18 protein-coding genes and 1 other RNA gene are annotated in these 20,873 nt (G+C 60.5%); 5 read left to right on the forward strand and 14 right to left on the reverse strand.

Annotation, left to right across the window (positions count from 1 at the left end; all coding sequences use genetic code 11):
* Window positions 1–49 precede the first annotated feature (49 nt).
* Window positions 50–994 carry an AEC family transporter gene (locus HQN82_RS12465; protein WP_004439041.1) on the forward strand — a complete coding sequence of 315 codons (945 nt, stop codon included), beginning with the start codon at window positions 50–52 and terminating at the stop codon, window positions 992–994.
* Between the two features lie 5 nt (window positions 995–999).
* On the opposite strand, the gene HQN82_RS12470 is transcribed toward HQN82_RS12465, so the two are convergent.
* The 9 genes from HQN82_RS12470 to rimP form a co-directional block, all read right to left on the reverse strand.
* The gene (locus HQN82_RS12470; protein WP_006699833.1) at window positions 1,000–2,016 is read right to left on the reverse strand and encodes a class I SAM-dependent methyltransferase; all 1,017 of its coding nucleotides are present in this window, start codon (window positions 2,014–2,016) and stop codon (window positions 1,000–1,002) included.
* A gap of 75 nt (window positions 2,017–2,091) precedes the next feature.
* Entirely contained in the window at window positions 2,092–4,239 is a 2,148-nt protein-coding gene (gene pnp, locus HQN82_RS12475) for a polyribonucleotide nucleotidyltransferase (protein WP_006699832.1), read from the reverse strand.
* Between the two features lie 277 nt (window positions 4,240–4,516).
* On the reverse strand, window positions 4,517–4,786 hold the full coding sequence (gene rpsO / locus HQN82_RS12480) for a 30S ribosomal protein S15 (RefSeq protein WP_004439050.1): 270 nt from the start codon (window positions 4,784–4,786) through the stop codon (window positions 4,517–4,519).
* 181 nt (window positions 4,787–4,967) lie between these two features.
* Window positions 4,968–5,915: a tRNA pseudouridine(55) synthase TruB gene (truB, locus tag HQN82_RS12485; protein ID WP_004439053.1), complete on the reverse strand. Its 948-nt coding sequence runs from the start codon at window positions 5,913–5,915 to the stop codon at window positions 4,968–4,970.
* 3 nt (window positions 5,916–5,918) lie between these two features.
* Window positions 5,919–6,335 (reverse strand): 30S ribosome-binding factor RbfA, encoded by a 417-nt coding sequence (gene rbfA, locus HQN82_RS12490; RefSeq protein ID WP_004439055.1) that lies wholly within the window; start codon window positions 6,333–6,335, stop codon window positions 5,919–5,921.
* A gap of 134 nt (window positions 6,336–6,469) precedes the next feature.
* The gene (infB, locus tag HQN82_RS12495) at window positions 6,470–9,205 is read right to left on the reverse strand and encodes a translation initiation factor IF-2 (protein ID WP_004439058.1); all 2,736 of its coding nucleotides are present in this window, start codon (window positions 9,203–9,205) and stop codon (window positions 6,470–6,472) included.
* A 102-nt stretch (window positions 9,206–9,307) separates the two neighbouring features.
* Window positions 9,308–10,009, reverse strand: a complete 702-nt coding sequence (locus HQN82_RS12500) for an RNA-binding protein (protein WP_035206477.1) — start codon at window positions 10,007–10,009, stop codon at window positions 9,308–9,310.
* Entirely contained in the window at window positions 10,006–11,622 is a 1,617-nt protein-coding gene (nusA, locus tag HQN82_RS12505; protein WP_173614929.1) for a transcription termination factor NusA, read from the reverse strand. Before nusA ends, HQN82_RS12500 begins: the two co-directional genes overlap by 4 nt.
* A 63-nt stretch (window positions 11,623–11,685) precedes the next feature.
* Window positions 11,686–12,282, reverse strand: coding sequence for a ribosome maturation factor RimP (gene rimP / locus HQN82_RS12510; RefSeq protein ID WP_004439068.1), 597 nt, complete (start codon window positions 12,280–12,282; stop codon window positions 11,686–11,688).
* A gap of 287 nt (window positions 12,283–12,569) precedes the next feature.
* Between rimP and HQN82_RS12515 the strand changes: the two genes are divergently transcribed.
* The gene (locus tag HQN82_RS12515) at window positions 12,570–14,198 is read left to right on the forward strand and encodes an MFS transporter (protein WP_004439071.1); all 1,629 of its coding nucleotides are present in this window, start codon (window positions 12,570–12,572) and stop codon (window positions 14,196–14,198) included.
* A 163-nt stretch (window positions 14,199–14,361) separates the two neighbouring features.
* Here HQN82_RS12515 and HQN82_RS12520 read toward each other — a convergent pair whose 3' ends face one another.
* Together HQN82_RS12520 and recR are read right to left on the reverse strand one after the other, a co-directional pair.
* Entirely contained in the window at window positions 14,362–15,627 is a 1,266-nt protein-coding gene (locus HQN82_RS12520; RefSeq protein ID WP_173614930.1) for a lytic murein transglycosylase, read from the reverse strand.
* Window positions 15,628–15,665: 38 nt separating this feature from the next.
* Window positions 15,666–16,271 (reverse strand): recombination mediator RecR, encoded by a 606-nt coding sequence (gene recR, locus HQN82_RS12525; RefSeq protein ID WP_003507177.1) that lies wholly within the window; start codon window positions 16,269–16,271, stop codon window positions 15,666–15,668.
* Between the two features lie 37 nt (window positions 16,272–16,308).
* Between recR and HQN82_RS12530 the strand changes: the two genes are divergently transcribed.
* On the forward strand, window positions 16,309–16,944 hold the full coding sequence (locus tag HQN82_RS12530; protein ID WP_173614931.1) for an MOSC domain-containing protein: 636 nt from the start codon (window positions 16,309–16,311) through the stop codon (window positions 16,942–16,944).
* Between the two features lie 64 nt (window positions 16,945–17,008).
* On the opposite strand, the gene HQN82_RS12535 is transcribed toward HQN82_RS12530, so the two are convergent.
* From HQN82_RS12535 to ffs, 3 genes are all read right to left on the reverse strand, one after another.
* On the reverse strand, window positions 17,009–17,332 hold the full coding sequence (locus tag HQN82_RS12535; protein WP_004439084.1) for a YbaB/EbfC family nucleoid-associated protein: 324 nt from the start codon (window positions 17,330–17,332) through the stop codon (window positions 17,009–17,011).
* A gap of 24 nt (window positions 17,333–17,356) precedes the next feature.
* The gene (locus HQN82_RS12540) at window positions 17,357–19,231 is read right to left on the reverse strand and encodes a DNA polymerase III subunit gamma/tau (protein ID WP_173614932.1); all 1,875 of its coding nucleotides are present in this window, start codon (window positions 19,229–19,231) and stop codon (window positions 17,357–17,359) included.
* Window positions 19,232–19,309: 78 nt separating this feature from the next.
* Window positions 19,310–19,406, reverse strand: an RNA gene (ffs, locus tag HQN82_RS12545) — signal recognition particle sRNA small type.
* 65 nt (window positions 19,407–19,471) lie between these two features.
* On the opposite strand from ffs, the gene HQN82_RS12550 reads away from it, so the two are divergent.
* Both HQN82_RS12550 and nudC read left to right on the forward strand, forming a co-directional pair.
* Window positions 19,472–19,900, forward strand: a complete 429-nt coding sequence (locus tag HQN82_RS12550; protein WP_006699828.1) for an HIT domain-containing protein — start codon at window positions 19,472–19,474, stop codon at window positions 19,898–19,900.
* Window positions 19,900–20,862, forward strand: a complete 963-nt coding sequence (gene nudC / locus HQN82_RS12555; RefSeq protein ID WP_081950445.1) for an NAD(+) diphosphatase — start codon at window positions 19,900–19,902, stop codon at window positions 20,860–20,862. Before HQN82_RS12550 ends, nudC begins: the two co-directional genes overlap by 1 nt.
* Window positions 20,863–20,873 lie beyond the last annotated feature (11 nt).

Below are 20,873 nucleotides of genomic sequence, written 5' to 3' on the forward strand. Positions count from 1 at the left end.
GCTCTAAAGCGGAGTATCCTCCCGCAAAAGCCGCGAAAGCTTTCCCTCCATGTCTGCCGTTGCCGCGAATGTCGCCCCGATTTTCATTCTCATCCTGATCGGCTGGTTGACCGTGAGAGCTGGCCTCTTCCGGGCAGACGCAGGAGAGATCTTGAGCGACTTCGTCTTCAAGATCGCCGTGCCGACCTTGATTTTCCGCACCCTTGCGGAAGCGAATTTCCACGGTGCCTCGCCGTTCCGGCTCTGGCTCACTTATTTTGCTGGCGTGGCCGTCACCTGGACAGTCGGGCATATCGTCACCCGCCATGTGTTCAAGCAGGATGTCCGCATCGCCGTCATTGCCGGCATCTCCTCGGCCTTTGCGAATAATATTTTTATTGGCCTGCCTCTTGTCGGTCGCTCCGTGGGCGACGAAGGGCTGGTTGCCCTTTCCATCCTGCTCGCCATCCACCTGCCGGTCATGATGATCGCCGGCACGATCCTGATGGAAAATGCAACGCACAAGGCAATCGGTGGAGAAAAGCGCAGCACGGCCGCGGTCTTCAAGCAGGTCGGCAGAAATCTCGTCACCAATCCTCTTGTGATTGGCCTCGTCATAGGGCTTTCGACCAATGTTTCCGGTCTGGCGCTGACGCCTGTCCTGAAAACAGTGGTGGATCAGATCGCCTCCATGGCAGGACCCGCAGCCCTGATTTCGCTGGGCATGGCGCTGACGAAATACACCATCCGCGGCAATATGGGCATTGCCGTCACCATGACGTTTTTTAAACTGCTGCTCCTGCCAGCCTGTGTCTGGGCCATGGGCCACGTACTTGGGCTAAGCCGTGAATGGACGGCGGCGCTTGTCCTCACCTCGTCGGTGCCAACGGGCGTGAATGCCTGGCTCATCGCCAACCGTTTCGGCATCGGCCACAGCGTTGCGGCCTCAACCATCAGCATATCCACGGCGACCGGTGTCCTTTCCGTGTCGCTATGGGCCTGGCTATTGAGCTGATTTTCTTACTTCTGGGCGCTCAGAATCTTGAAGCGGGCATTTCGGCATACTTCCGTGCTGGTGCGGAATTCTGCTGCCAACACCGGCTCATAGGGCAGGCCGCGATTGGCGACCATCAGCAACTTGCCACCGCTGCGCAGCGCCCCGGCCGCGGCCTTGATGAAGGCCTGACCCAGCGCTGGCTCCGCCGCCTGTCCACTTGAATGGAAAGGCGGGTTCATGATGATGAGGTCGTATTTCTCCTTCGGCGGCTCGTTTGCCAGATCCTGCCAGAAGAAACGCGCCGTTAGGCGAGGGTTGTTTTCGAGAAGATTGGTCTTGGCGAATTCGAGCGCATTCCAATCCGCTTCGAACAGATCGATACGGGCCGTGCGCGGCGATTTTTCCGCCAGCATGATGGAGAGATAACCCCAGCCGGCGCCGAAATCGGCAGCATTGCCGTCGAAATCGGTCGGCAGGCGCGATGCGAGCAGTTCCGAACCATCATCCACGCGGTCATGCGAGAACATGCCGGGCAGGGCAGTGAAGCGGCCTTCCACCGTCACGGGCTTCTGAGCAAGTTTCGACACGACGGCAGAGATATCGTCCGGCCGTTTGAACCACAGGGCGACGCCGTGATATTTCGGCGTCGAGTCCACCTCGATGCCGAGCTTTGTCAGCGTCTTACGCAGCGTCAGAATACCGTCTTCCTTCGATCCGGCTGCGACGATCAGGCCGCCGGCCTTCACCCGGGAAAGCGCTTCAGCGACACGGTTTTCGTTTTCGCCGCGGTGTTTGCCGCAAAGCAGCAGCGCCGCATCGTAATCTTCGCCCGAAATATCCGGAGTGACCTTTGCACCCTGAGCTTCAAGAGCGCGATAGAGCGGCCGAAGATGCTGAACCGCGACGATCTCCGCGTCGAAACCGTCGAGCCGCGGACCCGCCTCCGCTCCCAGAAAAAGAACGCGTTCGCCGTCTTTCGGCATGGCAAGCATGTCAGAGGCAAAGGGATGGAAAAGGGTTTTTACGGCGTCACGGCTCATGGGAGCATCCTCACGGTAGAATAGAAAAAAGGCGCGGGCAAAACCCGCGCCTCGACAGGATCTGGTGGCGCGGCCTTATTCGGCAGCGGCTTCACCGTCTTCCTTCTTCTTGTCGGCAACGATTTCCTTGCCGCTTTCCTGGTCGACAACCTTCATGGACAGGCGAACCTTGCCACGCTCGTCAAAGCCCATCAGCTTGACCCAGACCTTGTCGCCTTCCTTGACGACGTCCGAGGTCTTGGCAACACGCTCGGAAGCGAGCTGCGAGATGTGGACGAGGCCGTCACGGGCGCCGAAGAAGTTGACGAAAGCGCCGAAGTCGGCGGTCTTGACAACCGTGCCTTCATAGATGGCGCCGACTTCCGGTTCCGCAACGATGGAGTGGATCCACTTGCGGGCCGCTTCGATTTCCTTGCCGGAAGAAGAAGCGATCTTGACGGTGCCGTCGTCTTCGATGTTGATCTTCGCGCCGGTCTTTTCGACGATTTCGCGAATGACCTTGCCGCCGGAGCCGATGACTTCACGGATCTTGTCGACCGGGATGTTCATCACTTCGATGCGCGGCGCAAATTCGCCGAGCTGACCGCGGCTCTCGGTGATGGCGTTGGCCATTTCGCCGAGAATGTGCTTGCGGCCACCCTGTGCCTGCTCCAGAGCGATCTTCATGATCTCTTCGGTGATACCGGCGATCTTGATGTCCATCTGCAGCGAGGTGATGCCGTCAGCCGTACCTGCGACCTTGAAGTCCATGTCGCCGAGGTGGTCTTCGTCACCGAGGATGTCGGAGAGAACCGCGAAACGGTCGCCTTCAAGGATGAGGCCCATGGCGATACCGGCAACCGGCTTGGCAAGCGGAACGCCTGCGTCCATCAGTGCAAGCGAGGTGCCGCAGACCGTTGCCATCGACGAGGAGCCGTTGGATTCGGTGATTTCGGAAACGACGCGCAGCGTGTAGGGGAACTGTTCGGCGGTCGGCAGCATCGGACGGATAGCGCGCCATGCGAGCTTGCCGTGGCCGATTTCACGACGGCCCGGAGAGCCCATGCGGCCTGTTTCACCCACCGAGTAGGGCGGGAAGTTGTAATGCAGCAGGAAGCGTTCCTTGTACATGCCGGTGAGGCTGTCGACATACTGCTCGTCTTCGCCGGTGCCGAGGGTCGCAACAACGATCGCCTGGGTTTCACCGCGGGTGAAGAGCGCCGAACCGTGCGTGCGCGGCAGAATGCCGACTTCGGAAACGATCGGGCGAACGGTCGACAGGTCGCGGCCGTCGATGCGGCTCTTGGTGTCGAGAACGTTCCAGCGAACAATCTTGGCCTGAAGGTGCTTGAAGACAGCGCCGATTTCTTCCGGCGTGTACTTGGCTTCGCCTTCTTCCGGCAGGAAGTGCGCCTTCACCTTAGCCTTGACGGCGTCGACGGCGGCGTAACGGGCGGCCTTTTCGGTGATCTTGTAAGCGTCGCGCAGTTCAGCTTCGGCGAGTGCCAGCATCTCGTTTTCGAGAGCGGAAAAATCTTCCGGTTCGAATTCGCGCGGTTCCTTGGCGGCAACTTCGGCGAGCTTGATGATCGCATCGATAACGGGCTGGAAACCGCGGTGACCGAACATGACCGCGCCGAGCATGACGTCTTCGTTGAGTTCCTTGGCTTCCGATTCCACCATCAGGACGGCGTCCTGCGTGCCGGCAACAACCAGGTCCAGAACCGACTCATCCATCTCGTCGAGATGCGGGTTCAGAACATATTCGCCGTTGATGTAGCCAACGCGCGCGCCGCCGACCGGGCCCATGAAGGGAACGCCGGAAAGCGTGAGCGCCGCGGATGTGGCGATCATGGAGAGGATGTCAGGATTGTTTTCCAGGTCGTGCTGGATAACGGTGACGACAACCTGGGTGTCGTTCTTGTAACCTTCAGGGAAGAGCGGACGGATCGGGCGGTCGATCAGGCGCGAGACCAGCGTTTCGTTTTCGCTCGGACGGCCTTCACGCTTGAAGTAACCGCCGGGGATCTTGCCGGCTGCGTAGGTCTTTTCCTGATAGTTGACGGTGAGCGGGAAGAAATCCTGACCCGGCTTCGGAGACTTAGCGGAAACCACAGTCGCGAGAACCATGGTCTCGCCGTAGGTTGCGATGACGGCGCCATCAGCCTGACGGGCAACCTTGCCGGTCTCGAGCTTCAGCGGGCGGCCTGCCCATTCGATTTCCACGGAGTGTTGATTGAACATATCTTGTCCTTGGTTGTGGCTGCCGCTCCGGCATCGTGCCGGCGGTGGCAGCGCGGTGACTCAATCACGGGCAAGACAGCGGGAGGCTTGGACGGGCAAGCATCCGGCAATCCTGCCCCATGACAGGTCTGCGGTTGAAAAAGGCGGCACCGGCCCATCCGGTTCACCCTTATCGCCCGGGGGCCACATCTGCGGCAAACGCCCGGAAAATCATGCGGCCTGAAGGGCCGGAATTAAAAACCGGCGGGCATCATTGAGAAGCCCGCCGGAAACCTTATTAGCGGCGAATGCCGAGAGCACCGATCAGCTTGGTGTAACGGGCTTCGTCCTTCTTCTTCAGATAGTCGAGAAGCGAACGACGGCTCGAAACCAGGGTCAGAAGGCCACGACGCGAGTGGTTGTCCTTCTTGTGATCCTTGAAGTGACCGGTCAGGTTGTTGATCCGCTCGGTAAGGATTGCGACCTGAACTTCCGGCGAACCGGTGTCGCCTTCCTTCGTTGCATATTCCTTGATGAGGGCGGCTTTACGCTCTGCAGTAATCGACATCGGACGATCCTTTCAGTTTTAAGGAAAACGGGACGCCTAGAGCCGGGATGTCGTCCAGCTCTGGCCATGAAAAGCGAAGGCAAAGCCCAAGCTGGCGCTGCCTATAAACTATTCTGGGTGCAATGGAAAGAGGCGATTGACAGCGCTCCGCCACGCGTCAGCAAACGCGTGACGGTCCGACTCAGCCGAAAACCCTCTTCGGGCGAAACTCGCCTTCGCCGATTTCGCCAATGGCGACCAGCTTGCCATGTGCCGTAGCGTAGGCTTCCGGATGGCTGGCCGGCGCATCGCGCCCGCGCAGCAGGATAGGGTTGCCCATCTTCAGCCGGTGCGCCTGGTCGTCATTGATAATAAGGCGGGGAAGGGCGGAAAGCGCTTCGGCCGTGTCGATCAGATAGGCGTCCAGCGCTTCCAGCCGCTCGTCGCGGTCTTCAACGGCTTCCAGCGCGGTGAGCGTTTCGAGCGGCACCATCATGTCTTCACCGAATGGAGCGACCATGGTGCGGCGCAGTTCCGAGATATGGCCGAAACAGCCGAGATCGCGGCCCATGTCACGCGCAAGCGCCCGCACATAAGTGCCTTTGCCACATTCCACTTCGAAATGGGCCGTATCGGCATCCGGGCAGGCCAGCAACGTCAAGCGATGGATTTCCACCTCGCGTGCGGGAATTTCCACGGTCTCGCCGTCACGTGCCAGATCATAAGCGCGTTCACCGGCGATCTTGATAGCGGAGAATTGCGGCGGGGTCTGCATGATCACGCCGGTATAATTGGGCAGAAGATCGCGGATCGCCTGCTCGTCCGGGCGCTGATCGGAAGATTCGACCACTTCGCCTTCCAGATCGTCGGTCGTGCGCTGCTCGCCCCAGGTCACTGTGAATTCGTAGATTTTCCGGCCGTCCATGACGTAAGGCACGGTCTTGGTGGCGTCACCAAGCGCGATCGGCAACATGCCGGAGGCCAGCGGATCAAGCGTGCCCGCATGGCCTGCCTTCTGGGCATTGAACAGCCACTTGATCTTGGAGACGGCCTCGGTAGAGCCGAAATCGAGCGGCTTGTCGAGGATCAGCCAACCGGAAATCGGACGGCCCTTGGGTTTGCGGTTCTGCTGTTTGCGTGGTTTGGACATGCTTCAGTTCTGTTCGTCGTCTTTTTCGTTTGAAGGTCCAAGATCGCGCTGCACTTCGGGCGAGCGTAGAAGCGCGTCGATCTTCTGATAATTGTCGAAACTCGTATCGTCGCGGAAACGCAGTTCCGGCATGTATTTCATCTGCCGGAGCTGCGGGCCGAGGCGGCCGCGCATGAACTTGGCATGGCGGTTGAGTGCCGTGATGATATCGGTGTGGTCGGCAACGCCGAGCGGCGTCACGTAAGCTGTCGCGATCTTGAGATCGGGAGACATGCGCACTTCCGAAATGGAAATGACGGTGCTTTCGATCAGATCGTCGCGGACTTCCCCGCGCTGGAGAATCTGGGTCAGGGCGGCGCGCACCTGTTCGCCGACGCGCAGCATGCGTTGGGAAGGGGCCGATGATGTAGCTTTTGCCATGGGTTATGCCTCAAACGGAGCGAGCGCCGGTAAGCCGGCGCCCGACAGTAAAGTCCTGTTTTGCGGCGAGAACGCTCTTTGTTCTATCGCATTTCCGGACGGAAAACCGGGGGTCCACTTTTCCTGGAAATGCTTTAGAGCGTTCTCGTGATGTGTTCGACGCGGAAGCACTCAATGGTGTCGCCGGCGCGGATGTCTTCGTAGTTCTCGAAGGCCATACCGCATTCCTGACCAACAGGCACTTCGTTGACTTCGTCCTTGAAGCGCTTGAGGGTCTTGAGCTTGCCTTCGTGGATAACGACGTTGTCGCGTACCAGACGAACACCCGCACCACGTTCCACCTTGCCTTCGACGACGCGGCAACCCGCGACCTTGCCGACCTTGGTGATGTTGAACACCTCGAGGATTTCGGCATTGCCGAGGAAGGTCTCGCGACGTTCCGGCGAAAGCAGACCCGACATCGCCGCCTTCACGTCATCCACCAGATCGTAGATGATGTTGTAGTAGCGGATCTCGATACCGGCGCGTTCGGAAGCCGTACGTGCCTGTGCATTGGCGCGAACGTTGAAGCCGATGATTGCGGCATTGGAGGCCTCGGCAAGCGAGATATCCGATTCCGTGATGGCACCAGCACCCGAATGAACGATACGAGCGCGGACTTCGTCGGTGCCGAGCTTGTCGAGCGAAGCGATAATGGCTTCGACCGAACCCTGCACGTCTGCCTTGATGACCAGCGGGAATTCCTTCATTCCCGACGTCTGCAACTGGCTCATCATCTGTTCCAGCGAACCGCGCTGGCCGGTCTGACGTGCGACAGCCTTGTCGCGTGCCAGACGCTGGCGGTACTCGGAAATCTCGCGAGCACGGCTTTCATTTTCGACAACCGCGAAACGGTCACCGGCCGACGGCGTCCCGGAAAGACCGAGAATCTCGACCGGCATGGCCGGACCGGCTTCCTTGACATGTTCGCCCTTGTCGTTGACGAGCGCGCGCACACGGCCCCACTGATCACCGGCAACGATGATCTGGCCGGGCTTCAGCGTGCCCTTCTGAACCAGAACCGTGGCAACGGCGCCGCGGCCGCGGTCGAGCTCGGCTTCGATGACCGTACCTTCCGCCGTGCGGTTCGGGTCCGCCTTGAGGTCAAGGATTTCGGCCTGCAGCAGGATCGCTTCAAGCAGCTTGTCGAGGTTGAGCTTGTTCTTGGCCGAAACTTCGACGTCAAGAACTTCACCGCCCATCGATTCCACGAAGACTTCGTGCTGCAGAAGCTGCTGACGAACCTTTTCAGGGTTGGCCTCATGCTTGTCGATCTTGTTGATCGCAACGACAATCGGAACACCCGCCGCCTTGGCGTGGTTGATGGACTCGATCGTCTGCGGCATCACGCTGTCGTCTGCGGCAACCACCAGAACGGCGATATCCGTCGCCTGCGCACCACGGGCACGCATGGCGGTGAAGGCGGCGTGGCCGGGGGTGTCGATGAAGGTGATCTTCTGACCGTTCTTCTCGACCTGATAGGCGCCGATATGCTGGGTGATGCCACCGGCTTCGCCGGCAACAACGTTCGCCTGACGGATGGCGTCGAGAAGCGATGTCTTGCCGTGGTCTACGTGACCCATGATCGTCACGACGGGCGGACGCGGCAGCATTTCGCCTTCGTCGTCCGCCTGGTTGAAGATGCCTTCTTCCACGTCGGATTCGGAAACGCGCTTGACGGTGTGGCCGAATTCGACCGCAATCAGTTCCGCCAGATCGGCGTCGATCACGTCGCCCGGCTTCATCATCTGGCCTTCCTTCATCAGGAACTTGATGACGTCGACGGCACGTTCCGACATGCGCTGCGACAGTTCCTGAATGGTGATGGTTTCCGGCAGGATCACTTCGCGCATTACCTTTTCGCGGGTCTCCTGCATCTGGCTGCGGCGGAACTTTTCCTGCCGGCGGCGCATGGATGCCATGGAGCGGCCACGTGGCGTACCGTCTTCATCCAGGTTGGACGAGGTAACGGTCAGCTTGCCACGGCGGCGTTCTTCTTCTGTCTTCAGGCGTGCAGCCGGCTTGGCCGGCGCCGGCGCTGCAACCTTGCCACGGACTGGCAGGTTACCACGGCGTGCACCGCGATCGTCCTCCTCGTCGCCGTCAGTGCGGCGACCGCGCGGAGCGGCAGTTTCGGTGGCCGGGCGTGCAGGGGCAGCGGCGGGCTGAGGACGAGCCTCGGCGCGGGGCGCCGGCTGAGCGGCAGAAACCGGCTTCTCAGCGGCCGGTTCGGATTTCGCTTCCGCGGCCGGCTGGCTTGCCGCGAGCTTTGCTGCTTCAGCCTCCTCGGCGGCGCGGCGGGCGGCCTCTTCCTTTTCCGCGGCAATGCGGCGTTCTTCTTCCACCTTGCGGCGAGCCTCTTCTTCGGCGCGCTGCTTGGCTTCAATGACGTCACGGGCCTGCGCTTCCATCAGTGCGCGGCGACGGGCTTCCATTTCACCGGCGGAAAGGTCATGCAGAACATTGCCGCGCGGACGCTCCGGCTGGCGCTGCTGGGGCGCAGACGAGCCGGGACGCTGCTGCTGCGAAGGGGAAGAACCCGGACGCTGCTGCTGGTTGCTGGGCTGGTGGATGCGTGGCTGCGGAGCCTGTGGACGCGGTGCTGCGGCGGCGGGAGCCGCCGGCTTCGGAGCGGGGGCCGCAGCCGAATGTACCTGCTTCTCGTCTTCGGGACGCATGGGGCGGCGCTTGCGTGTTTCCACGACAACCGCGTTGGTGCGACCTCGACCCATATCCTGCCGCACGGTGCCCTGATTCATCCCGCCCGGCTTCAGGGTAAGAGTCTTCTTGGCAGGCGCGTTGAGTGTCTTGTCGTCGTTGTTGTCGGTCATTCCGTTCCCGTTCCTTCGGACGAGAACCGGATGACGCTCATCAGGTCTCGTCGTTCAATTGCTGCATCGGAACGCGGCGACCGTTCATATCGGGCAACCGCGTCATTGTTCTGTCCGGGCAGCGTCGCGTTCCGCATGAGCCCGACCGCCATTGCGGTACTGCTCAAGCATCGTTGCGCGCTTCACTACACCCTCACCCGCCTGCCCTGCAAGCGCGCAGGCATGGATAAAAGCATTCTGGCCCATCAACTCGTCCATTTCGGCTTCGCTAAAGAGCCGGAAGGACGGAATTTCATTGCCGGCATCGCTGCCGAGCGCCCAGGCCTTGCGGGCCTGGTCCAGTTTTCTGACGCCATCGGCCGCGGCGTCGGTCGCATGGAACACGGCGATCGCGTTCCCGGACCGAACGGCAGCATCGACCTTCGTCGCGCCGCTGATGAACTGGCCCGCCTTGCGCGCCATGTTCATCATGCCAGCCACATGCTGGGCCATCAGACGGTCGAGAAGAGCGAGAAGCTCAGGCCCGGCCTTGACGTCACGTTTCAGAGCCCGCGCGAAGAGCTTCTTCGCGATGGCTTTCTCGATCAGGGCGCGCTCGGGTGTCACCCAGCAGCCGCGTCCCGGCAATTGGCGTTTCAGGTCCGGAACGACGTTGCCGTCCGGGCCTGCGACGAAGCGGATCAGCTCATCTGGCGATCCGCTCTGCCGTGTCACAATGCACATACGTCCATTGACGTCGCCTTTGATCCGCCCGTCATCGTCAGTCTCGGGCAGCTCGTCCGGCTCATGCGCCTGCGATGTCATTCCTGCTCGGCGGGATCCGCCTCCTCGGCAGCTTCCGCATCGGCTTCCTGTTCGGAAGCGAGCTCTTCGGCGGTGATCCAGCCTGCCAGAAGGCGAGCCTGCACCACCATGTTCTCGGCCTCGACGCGCGAAACATCGAGCTTGGAGAAGATGCCTTCGAACTTCTTCGTCTCGCCGTCCTTGCGCTCGCTCCAGCCAACGAGATCGTCCGCTGCACAGCCGGCAAAGTCTTCGATGGTCTTGATGCCGTCTTCGCCGAGCGCAACCATCATCTGCGAGGTCAGGCCGTCGATCTGGCGCAATTCGTCGGAAACGCCGAGTTCCTTGCGCTTGGCGTCCATTTCGGCTTCCAGGCGTTCCAGATATTCGCGGGCGCGGGTCTGGATTTCATCGGCGGTGTCTTCGTCGAAGCCATCGATCGAGGAGATTTCGTCGAGATCGACATAAGCCAGTTCTTCAACCTGCGCGAAGCCCTCCGAAGCCAGAACCTGGCCGACCATTTCGTCGACGTCGAGCGCTTCCATGAACAGGGCCGTACGCTCGTTGAATTCCTTCTGACGGCGCTCGGATTCTTCCTGCTCGGTCATGATGTCGATGTCCCAGCCGGTCAGCTGCGATGCCAGACGCACGTTCTGACCGCGGCGGCCGATGGCGAGCGACAGCTGCTCGTCGGGAACGACCACTTCGATACGCTCGGACTCTTCATCCAGAACGACCTTGGCGACTTCCGCCGGCTGCAGGGCGTTGACGATGAACGACGCCGGCTCCTGGCTCCACGGAATGATGTCGATCTTTTCACCCTGGAGTTCGCCGACGACGGCCTGAACGCGCGAACCGCGCATACCGACGCAGGCGCCGACCGGGTCGATCGAGCTATCGTTCGAGATGACGGCAATCTTGGCGCGTGAGCCAGGATCACGGGCAACCGACTTGATCTGGATGATGCCGTCGTAGATCTCAGGCACTTCCATGGTGAAGAGCTTCACCATGAACTGCGGATGGGTACGCGACAGGAAAATCTGCGGGCCACGCTGTTCGCGGCGAACGTCGTAGACGTAGGCGCGTACGCGATCGCCGTAGCGCATGTTTTCGCGCGGGATCATCTCGTCACGACGGATAATGCCTTCGCCACGGCCGAGATCGACGATGACGTTGCCGTATTCGACGCGCTTGACGGTGCCGTTGACGATTTCGCCGATACGGTCCTTGAACTCGTCATACTGGCGGTCACGCTCGGCCTCGCGCACCTTCTGCACGATGACCTGCTTGGCGGACTGGGCGGCGATACGGCCGAAATCCATTGGCGGCAGCGGATCTGCAATGAAGTCGCCGAGCTTGGCGTCCGGGTTGCGGTCGCGGGCAAGCTCCAGCGGGATCTGGGTCGAATAGTCCTCAGCCGCTTCGACAACTTCCAGAAGACGCTGCAGGCGGATTTCGCCGGTCTTGGAGTTGATATCAGCGCGGATATTGGTTTCCGAACCATAGCGCGAGCGGGCGGCTTTCTGGATAGCGTCGGCCATTGCGGCAAGCACGATTTCGCGGTCGATGACCTTTTCGCGCGCCACAGCATCGGCGATCTGCAGAAGCTCAAGCCGGTTAGCACTCACTGCCATTTTTTTATCTCCGTAAGTCGCATAATTGCGGGGATCGCCCGTTTTCCGGGCTTTACGTTGGAATTAGTCTTCGTCTGCTTCGTTTTCGTCGTTCTGGTTTGCGGCAGCGGCCTTGGCCGCCTTGTCTGCCCGCAGCGCATCACGAATAAGGTCGTCCGTCAGAATGAGCTTCGCATCGGAAAGCGCAGTGAACGGAATAACGACTGTCGGCTCTTCGCCATAAGCGATCTGGTCGCGTTCCAGCTTGAAACCGTCAGCATCAACCTCAACGATCTTGCCGCGAAACCGCTTGCGGTTCTCGACCAGAATGGAGGTTTCGACCTTCACCAGATGGCCCTGCCAACGGGTGAAATCCGATTTGCGAACCATCGGCCGGTCGATGCCGGGCGAGGAAACTTCAAGATGATACGCTTTATCGACCGGATCTTCCACATCAAGAACCGGTGAAATGGCCATGGAAATGGCTTCACAGTCCTCAACGGTCATCGTGCCGTCTTCCCGTTCCGCCATCACCTGCAGCGTCATGCCGTTCTGATTGGAAAGCCGCACGCGCACCAGAACATAGCCCATACCCGTCAGAACGGGTTCGATGATCTCGGCAATACGCTGGTCGATGCCGGTTTCGGTTATAAGTCGCGGTTCATGTGCGGTGTCTGCCATCTGGCCTTCCGGTTTTGGATTGTCGCCGGGCTTTCAGCCCTCTGTTTCCGGTCCGCCTAACGAAAAAGAGCGGAGCCTTGCGGCCCCACTCTTCATCAAGCGATCAAGAATTTCAGTGGTCATATAGACCCATCGGTGCAGGATTGCAAGGTTTTCGCGGTTAGAGTCGCTTCCGCTGCGCCCTCGGCCATATTTTCACCCTTCCCGTGCGGGAAAGGCTGGCATGATTTTCGGCACTGTCTATAGTTGCCGTTTGATAAATTGCAGTTGCATCAAGTGGACAGAGCGTGCCTGACCGTAAATCGCCACTCGCGCCTTTAAGGCATTTGACTTACAGACGAATCTGGATCGCGAGCCTTGCCTCAAATTTCGGTGGACTGATCCAGGCGGTCGGCGCCGCATGGATGATGACCTCGCTCTCCAGTTCGGAAAACATGATCGCGCTGGTGCAGGCCTCCACCTCTTTGCCGATCATGCTGTTCTCGCTGATTTCAGGTGCGCTGGCCGATAGTTTCGACCGCCGCCGCATCATGATTTCGGCGCAGCTGCTGATGCTGACGGCGTCCGTGCTGCTTACCGTTTTTGCCTGGTCCGGCTGGCTCACGCCGTGGCTTCTGCTTTTCTTCACCTTTATGATCGGCTGTGGCACGGCCCTAAACAATCCGTCCTGGCAGGCCTCCGTCGGCGAAATGGTGCCGCGCGAGGATTTGCCCGCCGCCGTCACGCTGAACAGTGTCGGCTTCAATATTACCCGCAGTGTCGGCCCGGCCATCGGCGGTATCATCGTCGCCGCCGCCGGTGCGGCCGCCGCATTTTTCGTGAATGCGCTGAGCTATTTCACGCTGATCTACGCCCTGTTTCGCTGGCAGCCGCCCAAATATGCCTCGACCCTGCCGCGGGAGCAGCTTCTGGCCGCCATTTCGGCCGGCATGCGTTATGTAGCGATGTCGCCCAATATCGGCAAGGTGCTGGTGCGCGGCTTCCTTTTCGGCCTTTCAGCCAGCGCCATCCTCGCCTTGATGCCCATCGTCGCCCGCGACCTGGTGGAGGGCGGCCCGCTGACCTATGGCGTCATGCTGGGTGCCTTCGGCGTCGGCGCGATTGGCGGTGCGCTGATCAGCGCGAGATTGCGCGAGGTGCTGTCCAGCGAATGGATCGTGCGCGTCGCATTTCTAGGCTTCGCCTTCAGCGCCGGCGTAACGGCGGTGAGCACGAGCGCGATCATCACGTCACTGGTGTTGACCGTTGCCGGTGCCTGCTGGGTGCTGGCACTGTCGCTCTTCAATACCATTGTCCAGCTCTCCACCCCGCGATGGGTAGTTGGCAGGGCGCTCTCGCTTTACCAGACGCTCACCTTCGGCGGCATTGCGGTCGGCAGCTGGCTGTGGGGCGAGCTGGCGGAAGATTACGGCATTTCCTATTCGCTGCTCTGTTCGTGCGCGCTGATGTTGCTTGGCGTCGTCGTCGGCCTCAAACTTGCCATGCCGGCCTTCGCCTCGCTCAATCTCGATCCGCTCAACCGTTTCGTGGAGCCGCCGCTGAGACTGGACATCAAGCCGCGCAGCGGGCCCATCGCCATTCTCATCGATTATGAAATCCATGACGAGGATCTCGGCGAATTCCTGCCGCTGATGGCCGAGCGCCGCCGCATTCGCATTCGTGACGGCGCGCGCAATTGGAACCTGATGCGGGATCTCGAAAACCCCGACATCTGGACGGAAAGTTATCATGTGCCGACCTGGGTGGAATATGTCCGCCATAATCACCGCCGCACCCAGGCAGATGCAGAGGCCTGGGACCGGCTGCTGGAGCTTCACCGCGGTAAGACGCGGCCACGGGTGCACCGGATGATCGAACGTCAGACCATCCCGCCGACCGACGATATCTTTCACAAGCCTCACACCGATCAGCATTGAGAGACGATGGGTAAGTGAGTGGCGATGCCCTTCCCACACACTCCCCGTCATCCTCTGGCCTGTCCCGAGGATCCAAACACCTATCATTAAATCAATCGGTTGCAGATGCTCGGGACAGGCCCGAGCATGACGGAGGAGAGGTTTTCACACGCTGCCAGCAACGCTACTTCAGCTTCGCCTTCAACGTCGCATCGGGAAAGCAGGTTGGAGCGAGCCCGTTTTTCAACTGCCAGTCCCCGAGTGAGCGGCGCGTCTTGAAACCTGCGAGGCCATCTGCCTTGCCGACATCATAGCCCTTGGCAACCAACGCCTTCTGCATTGCCAGAACATCCGAGCGCAGCATCGATCCGACATTGCCCCATTCCCCCTGGAACGGCCCCGCCCCGTGGGCGATGCGGTCAGCGAGATTGCCGATGAAAAGCGCATAGAGATCGGAATTATTATATTCCTTGATGACGTAGAAATTCGGCGTCACCACAAATTCCGGCCCGTGTCGCCCAGCCGGGACCAGCATCATGCCATCGGCAGAGAGGTCATTGGCCGGGAAGGCTTTTCCGGAAATGCGCGTGATGCCCATTTTCGCCCAGTCCGCCACAGGTCGTGCGAGATCAGGCCCTTCCTGCGCGCAGGAAACATTGGCGGGGATCGAGACTTCGAAACCCCAGTCGCGATTGCGTTGCCAGCCGCGCTGAGAAAGATAGTTAGCTATGGATGCCAACGCGTCCGGCACGGAGTTCCAGATGTCACGGTGGCCGTCGCCATCAAAGTCCACGGCATACTTCAGATAGCTCGACGGCATGAACTGCGGCTGGCCGAGCGCACCGGCCCAGGAGCCCATCATGCGAGAGGCCGCGATATCGCCACTCTCGACGATCCTCAGCGCATCGATCAACTCGGCGCGAAACATCTCCTTGCGGGTAGACATATAGGCTTTTGTGGCCAGCACATCGACCACGGAATGCGGCAGTTTTGCCCGGCCGAAACCGGATTCGCGGCCCCAGATCGCAACGACGATATCACCCGGCACACCGTATTTCGCCTCTATCCGGCGCAGCGTCGCCGCGTGGGTGGAAGCAAGCGAACGCCCGGTGGCGGCAAGACCCTGCAGCCGCTTTTCCGAGAAATAGGCGCCGGGCGAGGAAAATTCCGCCTGGCTCTGGCTCTGCTCCTTCGGCGGCTTCTGGCCGGGAATGACGAGATCGGGCAGGTTCCAGCTGATGGAGAGACCGCTGAGCGTGGCCTCAAGCGTCCTTTGCGAAATGCCAGCCTTGCGCGCTTCCGGCCAGATTTCCTTTTTCAGCCAGGCATTAAATTCGGCATCATATCGGGCTGCCGCTGCTCCTGTCGGAGCCGATTGCGCCAACGTCGTCGTTGCTGAAAAAACGGAAAGAAGGGCAGCCAGTGCCTTCGGGGCAAAACGGTTTCGCATTCGGTCTCCTCTTTGAATGACGGGGAGGGAGGGGGACTTCAGATTGTCGTTCGCGCCCGAAGCGCGGCCGTCAAAGTGCCCTCGTCGAGATAATCGAGCTCACCGCCCACCGGCACGCCATGCGCAAGCCGGGTGATCTTGATGTCGAGACCGGAGAGGCGGTCGGTGATGTAATGGGCGGTTGCCTGCCCTTCCACCGTCGCATTGACGGCGATGATGAGCTCGCGAATGCCGCCGGCGCTCACACGGTCGATCAGGCCCTTGATGTTCAGGTCCTCCGGCCCGACCCCGTCGAGCGGCGACAGCGTGCCCCCCAGCACGTGATAGGCGGTGTTCATCGCACCCGTCCGCTCCAGCGCCCAGAGATCAGACACATCTTCCACCACGATGATGACCGACTGGTCGCGCCGGTCGTCGGCGCAGACGGTGCAGGGGTCTATCGTATCGACGTTGCCGCAGCAGGAGCAGATCTTCACCTTGTCATAGGCCTCGCCCATGGCATGGCCCAGCGGCCCGAGAAGCTGTTCCTTCTTCTTGATGAGATGCAGTGCTGCCCGCCGCGCCGAGCGGGGCCCAAGCCCCGGCACTTTTGCCAGGAGCTGGATCAGTTTTTCGATTTCGGGGCCGGTGACTCGTTTTGCCATGAGCGCTTTCTACTGCATAAATCGGGAAACGGGAATCATGAAGCGCAAAGGGTTGTTCATGAAAATCAGGGCGGTGTGCCGCGGCAAGGCGAAAAGGGTGCTGGGAAAGACCACGAAGACGGGCATCTTCAAACACGCCGTGCAGGGTCCCGTCATGGTCGATGCGGAAGGCATCGTCAGTGACGCCGTCTGCAATCGCAAACATCACGGCGGGCCGGATCAGGCGATTTACGTCATGGGCTCCGCCGATCTCGACTTCTGGTCCCGCTCTCTGGGCTTTGCGGTCGAACCCGGGTTTTTTGGTGAGAACCTCGTTCTTGATGGTGTCGACAGCGCAAAACTCCACGTTGGCGACAGGTTCTCGGCAAATGACGTTGAGCTGGAAGTGACCGCCGCCCGCATTCCCTGCGCCACACTGTCGGTTCGCATCGGCGATCCCGATTTCGCACTGCGTTTCCGTCGGGCGGGCCAACCGGGGTTCTACTGCCGGGTGCTGAAAGGCGGCATGTTGGCTGCCGGGGAGGATATCGTGTTCAAACCCTATCGAGGATTGAAGCTGCCAATACCGACCATCTTGCAGCGCTTTCGCCCCATGCAGCTCAATGCAGCCGAACGCCGGGCCTTTCTGGAAACGCCGCTGGCGAGCCGGTTTCGCGCGATGCTGGAAGCTTGAAGCCGTCATGGGACAAGGAGGGCGCCCGCTCCATGCGCTTCGCCCTCTCTTTAGATCGGTTATATCAGAACGGCAGCTTCATGCCGGGCGGCAGCGGCAGGCCGGCGGTCAGCCCAGCCATCTTTTCCTGCGCCTGCGCTTCGCCTTTCTGCTTGGCGTCCTTATGCGCTGCGACGATCAGGTCCTCAAGGATTTCCACCTCGTCTTCCTTCAACAGCGAGGGATCGATTTTCAGGCCGCGCATTTCACCCTTGCCGTTCAGAATGACGGTTACCAGACCGCCGCCGGCACGCCCCTCGATTTCGAGCGCAGCGATTTCTTCCTGCACCTTCTCCATCTTGGCCTGCATTTCCTTGACCTTGCCCATCATGCCCATGATGTCACGCATGTGCCAATCTCCTGTTCTTTTTGTTTAAAACTCGATGTCGTCGCCGGGAAGGATGTCGCCTTCGCTCGATTCGGCAACCGATGGCGGCGCGATCTCTTCAGCCTCATCCTGTGCGGCGGCGCGGATGCGCACGTCGGTAATTTTTGCGCCGGGAAACTGCGCCAGGATGGCAGCCACATCAGGGTCCTGGCGTGCATCGACGAGACGCGCGTCCCGTGCGTTGCCCTCAGCCTCAACAAGGGTCGGTTCCCCCTGCTCCTTGCTGAGGCTGATGATCCAGTGGATGCCGGTCCATTCCTTGAGCTTGACGCCAAGTTCGCCGGGCAGGGAGCCGGGGGCACCTTCCCCGAGGCGCATATCGAGCCGGCCGGGCTCCAGCCGTACCAGCCGTACGAAGTTGCGCACTTTCGCCCGCATGACGGGATCGCGGTTCTTCTGACACAGATCGGCAATATCCTGCACGGAATTGACGGGAACTTTCGGCTCCGGCCGCTCCTCCGTTTTCGGTGCTGCGACCTGCATCTCCTGCGGGCGGCTATCTGGAATGGCGCGCAGTATGGCGGAGGTCTGTGGCGCTGCCTGGCGCTGGGTGGGAAGATCGACAGGTCGTCCCGCGGCCACGGTCTGTGCTGACGAATAGGCACGCGCACCGCCGCCATTGCCGCCGCCCGAAGGTCCGCCATTGGCGTAACCCCCGTCACCGTTCGAAAGCTCCAGCAAGCGCCGGGCAGCATCTTCGGGTGCGGGAAGATTGGCAGCGTGCGCCAGCCGGATGAGAACCATTTCGGCAGCGCCGGCCGGGCGCGAGGCGTTTTCCGTTTCCGGTATGCCCTTCAGCAACATCTGCCAGATGCGCGAAAGCGCGGTGACCGCAATCGTGTCGGCAAATTCCGCACCGCGCACGCGCTCTATTTCAGAAAGCGAGGGATCTTCCGCTGCATCCGGCACATATTTCATGCGGGTCACGAGATGGGTGAAATCGGCGAGATCGTTAAGGACCACAACCGGGTTCGCGCCCGCCTCATATTGACCGTTGAATTCCGACAGAGCGGCCGCGACATCGCCTTTGACGACATGCTGGAAGAGATCGACGATGCGGGCCCGGTCGGCAAGACCGAGCATGCCGCGTACCGCTTCAGCTTCCACCCGGCCACCGCCATGGGCGATTGCCTGATCGAGCAGCGACAGGCCGTCACGGGCAGACCCTTCGGCCGCGCGGGCGATCATCGAAAGCGCCTGCGGTTCGGCTTCGAAACCTTCCTTGCCGGCGATGGCGGTAAAAAGACCGACGAGATCGGCGGCGCTGATGCGGCGCAGGTCGAAACGCTGGCATCGTGACAGAACCGTAATCGGAACCTTGCGAATTTCCGTTGTGGCGAAGATGAACTTCACATGCTCCGGCGGCTCTTCCAGCGTCTTGAGCAGGCCGTTGAAAGCCTGCGTCGACAGCATGTGCACTTCGTCTATGATATAGACCTTGTAACGCGCCGAGACAGGGCGATAACGCACCTGCTCGATGATTTCGCGAATATCGTCGATGCCGGTATGGGATGCGGCGTCCATCTCGATCACGTCGACATGGCGACCTTCCATGATCGCCTGACAATGCTCACCGGGAATGCGTAGATCGATGGTCGGCTTGTCGATGGTGTCGGTTTTGTAATTCAGCGCTCGGGCGAGAATGCGGGCCGTGGTCGTTTTGCCCACGCCGCGGACGCCGGTCAGCATATAGGCCTGCGCAATACGTCCGGTCTCGAACGCGTTTGTCAGCGTGCGGACCATCGGCTCCTGTCCGACCATCAGATCGGAAAAATCCTTCGGGCGATATTTGCGCGCCAGTACCCGATAGCCGGTCCCGACCTGGGATTCGCTTGATATGGTGGGTACGCTGTCGTTCATCGCCTCGCCAGTTTGTTTTGCCAGTTTGTCTTGGGGCGCTGAACTGGCCCGGCGAAAGCTGAGCACGTCTTTTAAAAGGTGGGAGGCTGGCACGGCGACCCGTGCCGGGCTCGTTAGGGCTGCTTCCTTCCGGACCTGACCCGGTTGGCGAGTGGCTCGTCCACCACCAACCTCCCGGGGCCACATATCGGCAATATCGACAGCAAATGCAAGCCAAGCATTCAAAAAACTGCTATCACAATGAAAACAAACATGGAGGACACCTTGGAGACATTCCAGCTGGACGAAAGACTGGCGCGCGATAGCGTGCTCGTGACGCGTTTGGGGCTATGTGAACTGCGTTTGCAAAATGACAGCCGCTGGCCATGGCTGGTGCTGGTGCCGCAGCGAGAGGGCGTCAGCGAGCTGTTCGATCTTACTCCGCTTGATCAGGCCGTGCTGACATTCGAGACCAATCTTGTCGCGTCCGCCTTGAAAGAAATTACCGCGGCCACCAAGATCAATGTGGGCGCTCTGGGCAACATCGTCCGGCAACTGCATGTCCATATTATCGCCCGCAATGAAGGCGACACCTGCTGGCCCGGCCCCATCTGGGGTCACGGGACGCCCGTGCCTTATGCCGCGGGCGAAAAGGAAACTTTGATGAAAAAAATCTCCGGCGCACTCTGATGATTTCCATGAAAATTTTTGAAACCACTGCCCCCCATCCCGAAGCAAGTCTGCTGACGGCCTTTTCCAAAAACGCCCTCGACCGTTTCGCGGAAAAGCGGACGGAGGAATGCGTTGCCGATGCCCTGAAAATAGACGGCACCCATATTTTTGCCTTTTCGGGCAGCCGGCTTGTCCTGAAGCATGACGAACAGGTCATCGACCCCCTGTTTTCCGCCTATGAGCTGGCCGAGTTGCAGCCGGATTTCGACAATGCCGTCCTGCTTGGATATCGGGAGACCGGCGAACCGCGAATCGCCGTTCCGGTTGCCGTGGCCGAAGACCAACTGGCGAGCCACTACAAGCTCGCCGACGCCCGCACGCTTTATCGCGATCACCTGCTGGAAGAGGAATTGCTGAGCGAGGTCGCCCAGGCCGTCAGCCTCACACATTGGAACGCCGACAACCGCTTTTGCGGGAAATGCGGTGGGGCCATGGAGCTGCGAATCGGCGGCTACAAGCGCATCTGCGCCGCCTGCAGCCACACTATTTTTCCACGCACCGATCCCGTCGTCATCATGATGACGATCGATATCGAGCGCGATCTGTGCCTGCTTGGCCGCGGAGCGCATTTTGCGCCGGGCATGTATTCGTGCCTCGCCGGTTTTGTGGAACCGGGTGAGACCATCGAACAGGCTGTTCGCCGTGAAACGCACGAGGAATCCGGTGTCGAAATCGGCCGCGTCCGTTATCACGCCTCCCAGCCTTGGCCGATGCCGCATACGCTGATGATCGGCTGTTATGCCGAGGCGTTGTCTTTTGAGATCGCACGCGACGAGGTCGAGCTTGAGGATTGCCGCTGGTTCACGCGGGAAGAGGTGGCAAAGATGCTGGAGGCCCCGGCGGGCGAAGGTCTTTCTGCGCCGCCCATGGGAGCCATCGCGCATCGCCTGATGCGCGACTGGGTGGAATGGCCAAGGTAGGAGATCGCGGC

Source organism: Agrobacterium pusense, from assembly GCF_013285525.1.
Lineage (GTDB): Bacteria > Pseudomonadota > Alphaproteobacteria > Rhizobiales > Rhizobiaceae > Agrobacterium > Agrobacterium pusense.

What these genes read in the sequence shown, in the direction of transcription:
- HQN82_RS12465 (WP_004439041.1), top strand. Translation starts at nt 50, where the DNA reads ATGTCTGCCGTTGCCGCGAATGTCGCCCCGATTTTCATTCTCATCCTG.
- HQN82_RS12470 (WP_006699833.1), bottom strand. Translation starts at nt 2,016, where the DNA reads ATGAGCCGTGACGCCGTAAAAACCCTTTTCCATCCCTTTGCCTCTGAC.
- pnp (WP_006699832.1), bottom strand. Translation starts at nt 4,239, where the DNA reads ATGTTCAATCAACACTCCGTGGAAATCGAATGGGCAGGCCGCCCGCTG.
- rpsO (WP_004439050.1), bottom strand. Translation starts at nt 4,786, where the DNA reads ATGTCGATTACTGCAGAGCGTAAAGCCGCCCTCATCAAGGAATATGCA.
- truB (WP_004439053.1), bottom strand. Translation starts at nt 5,915, where the DNA reads ATGTCCAAACCACGCAAACAGCAGAACCGCAAACCCAAGGGCCGTCCG.
- rbfA (WP_004439055.1), bottom strand. Translation starts at nt 6,335, where the DNA reads ATGGCAAAAGCTACATCATCGGCCCCTTCCCAACGCATGCTGCGCGTC.
- infB (WP_004439058.1), bottom strand. Translation starts at nt 9,205, where the DNA reads ATGACCGACAACAACGACGACAAGACACTCAACGCGCCTGCCAAGAAG.
- HQN82_RS12500 (WP_035206477.1), bottom strand. Translation starts at nt 10,009, where the DNA reads ATGACATCGCAGGCGCATGAGCCGGACGAGCTGCCCGAGACTGACGAT.
- nusA (WP_173614929.1), bottom strand. Translation starts at nt 11,622, where the DNA reads ATGGCAGTGAGTGCTAACCGGCTTGAGCTTCTGCAGATCGCCGATGCT.
- rimP (WP_004439068.1), bottom strand. Translation starts at nt 12,282, where the DNA reads ATGGCAGACACCGCACATGAACCGCGACTTATAACCGAAACCGGCATC.
- HQN82_RS12520 (WP_173614930.1), bottom strand. Translation starts at nt 15,627, where the DNA reads ATGCGAAACCGTTTTGCCCCGAAGGCACTGGCTGCCCTTCTTTCCGTT.
- recR (WP_003507177.1), bottom strand. Translation starts at nt 16,271, where the DNA reads ATGGCAAAACGAGTCACCGGCCCCGAAATCGAAAAACTGATCCAGCTC.
- HQN82_RS12530 (WP_173614931.1), top strand. Translation starts at nt 16,309, where the DNA reads ATGAAGCGCAAAGGGTTGTTCATGAAAATCAGGGCGGTGTGCCGCGGC.
- HQN82_RS12535 (WP_004439084.1), bottom strand. Translation starts at nt 17,332, where the DNA reads ATGCGTGACATCATGGGCATGATGGGCAAGGTCAAGGAAATGCAGGCC.
- HQN82_RS12540 (WP_173614932.1), bottom strand. Translation starts at nt 19,231, where the DNA reads ATGAACGACAGCGTACCCACCATATCAAGCGAATCCCAGGTCGGGACC.
- HQN82_RS12550 (WP_006699828.1), top strand. Translation starts at nt 19,472, where the DNA reads ATGAAAACAAACATGGAGGACACCTTGGAGACATTCCAGCTGGACGAA.
- nudC (WP_081950445.1), top strand. Translation starts at nt 19,900, where the DNA reads ATGATTTCCATGAAAATTTTTGAAACCACTGCCCCCCATCCCGAAGCA.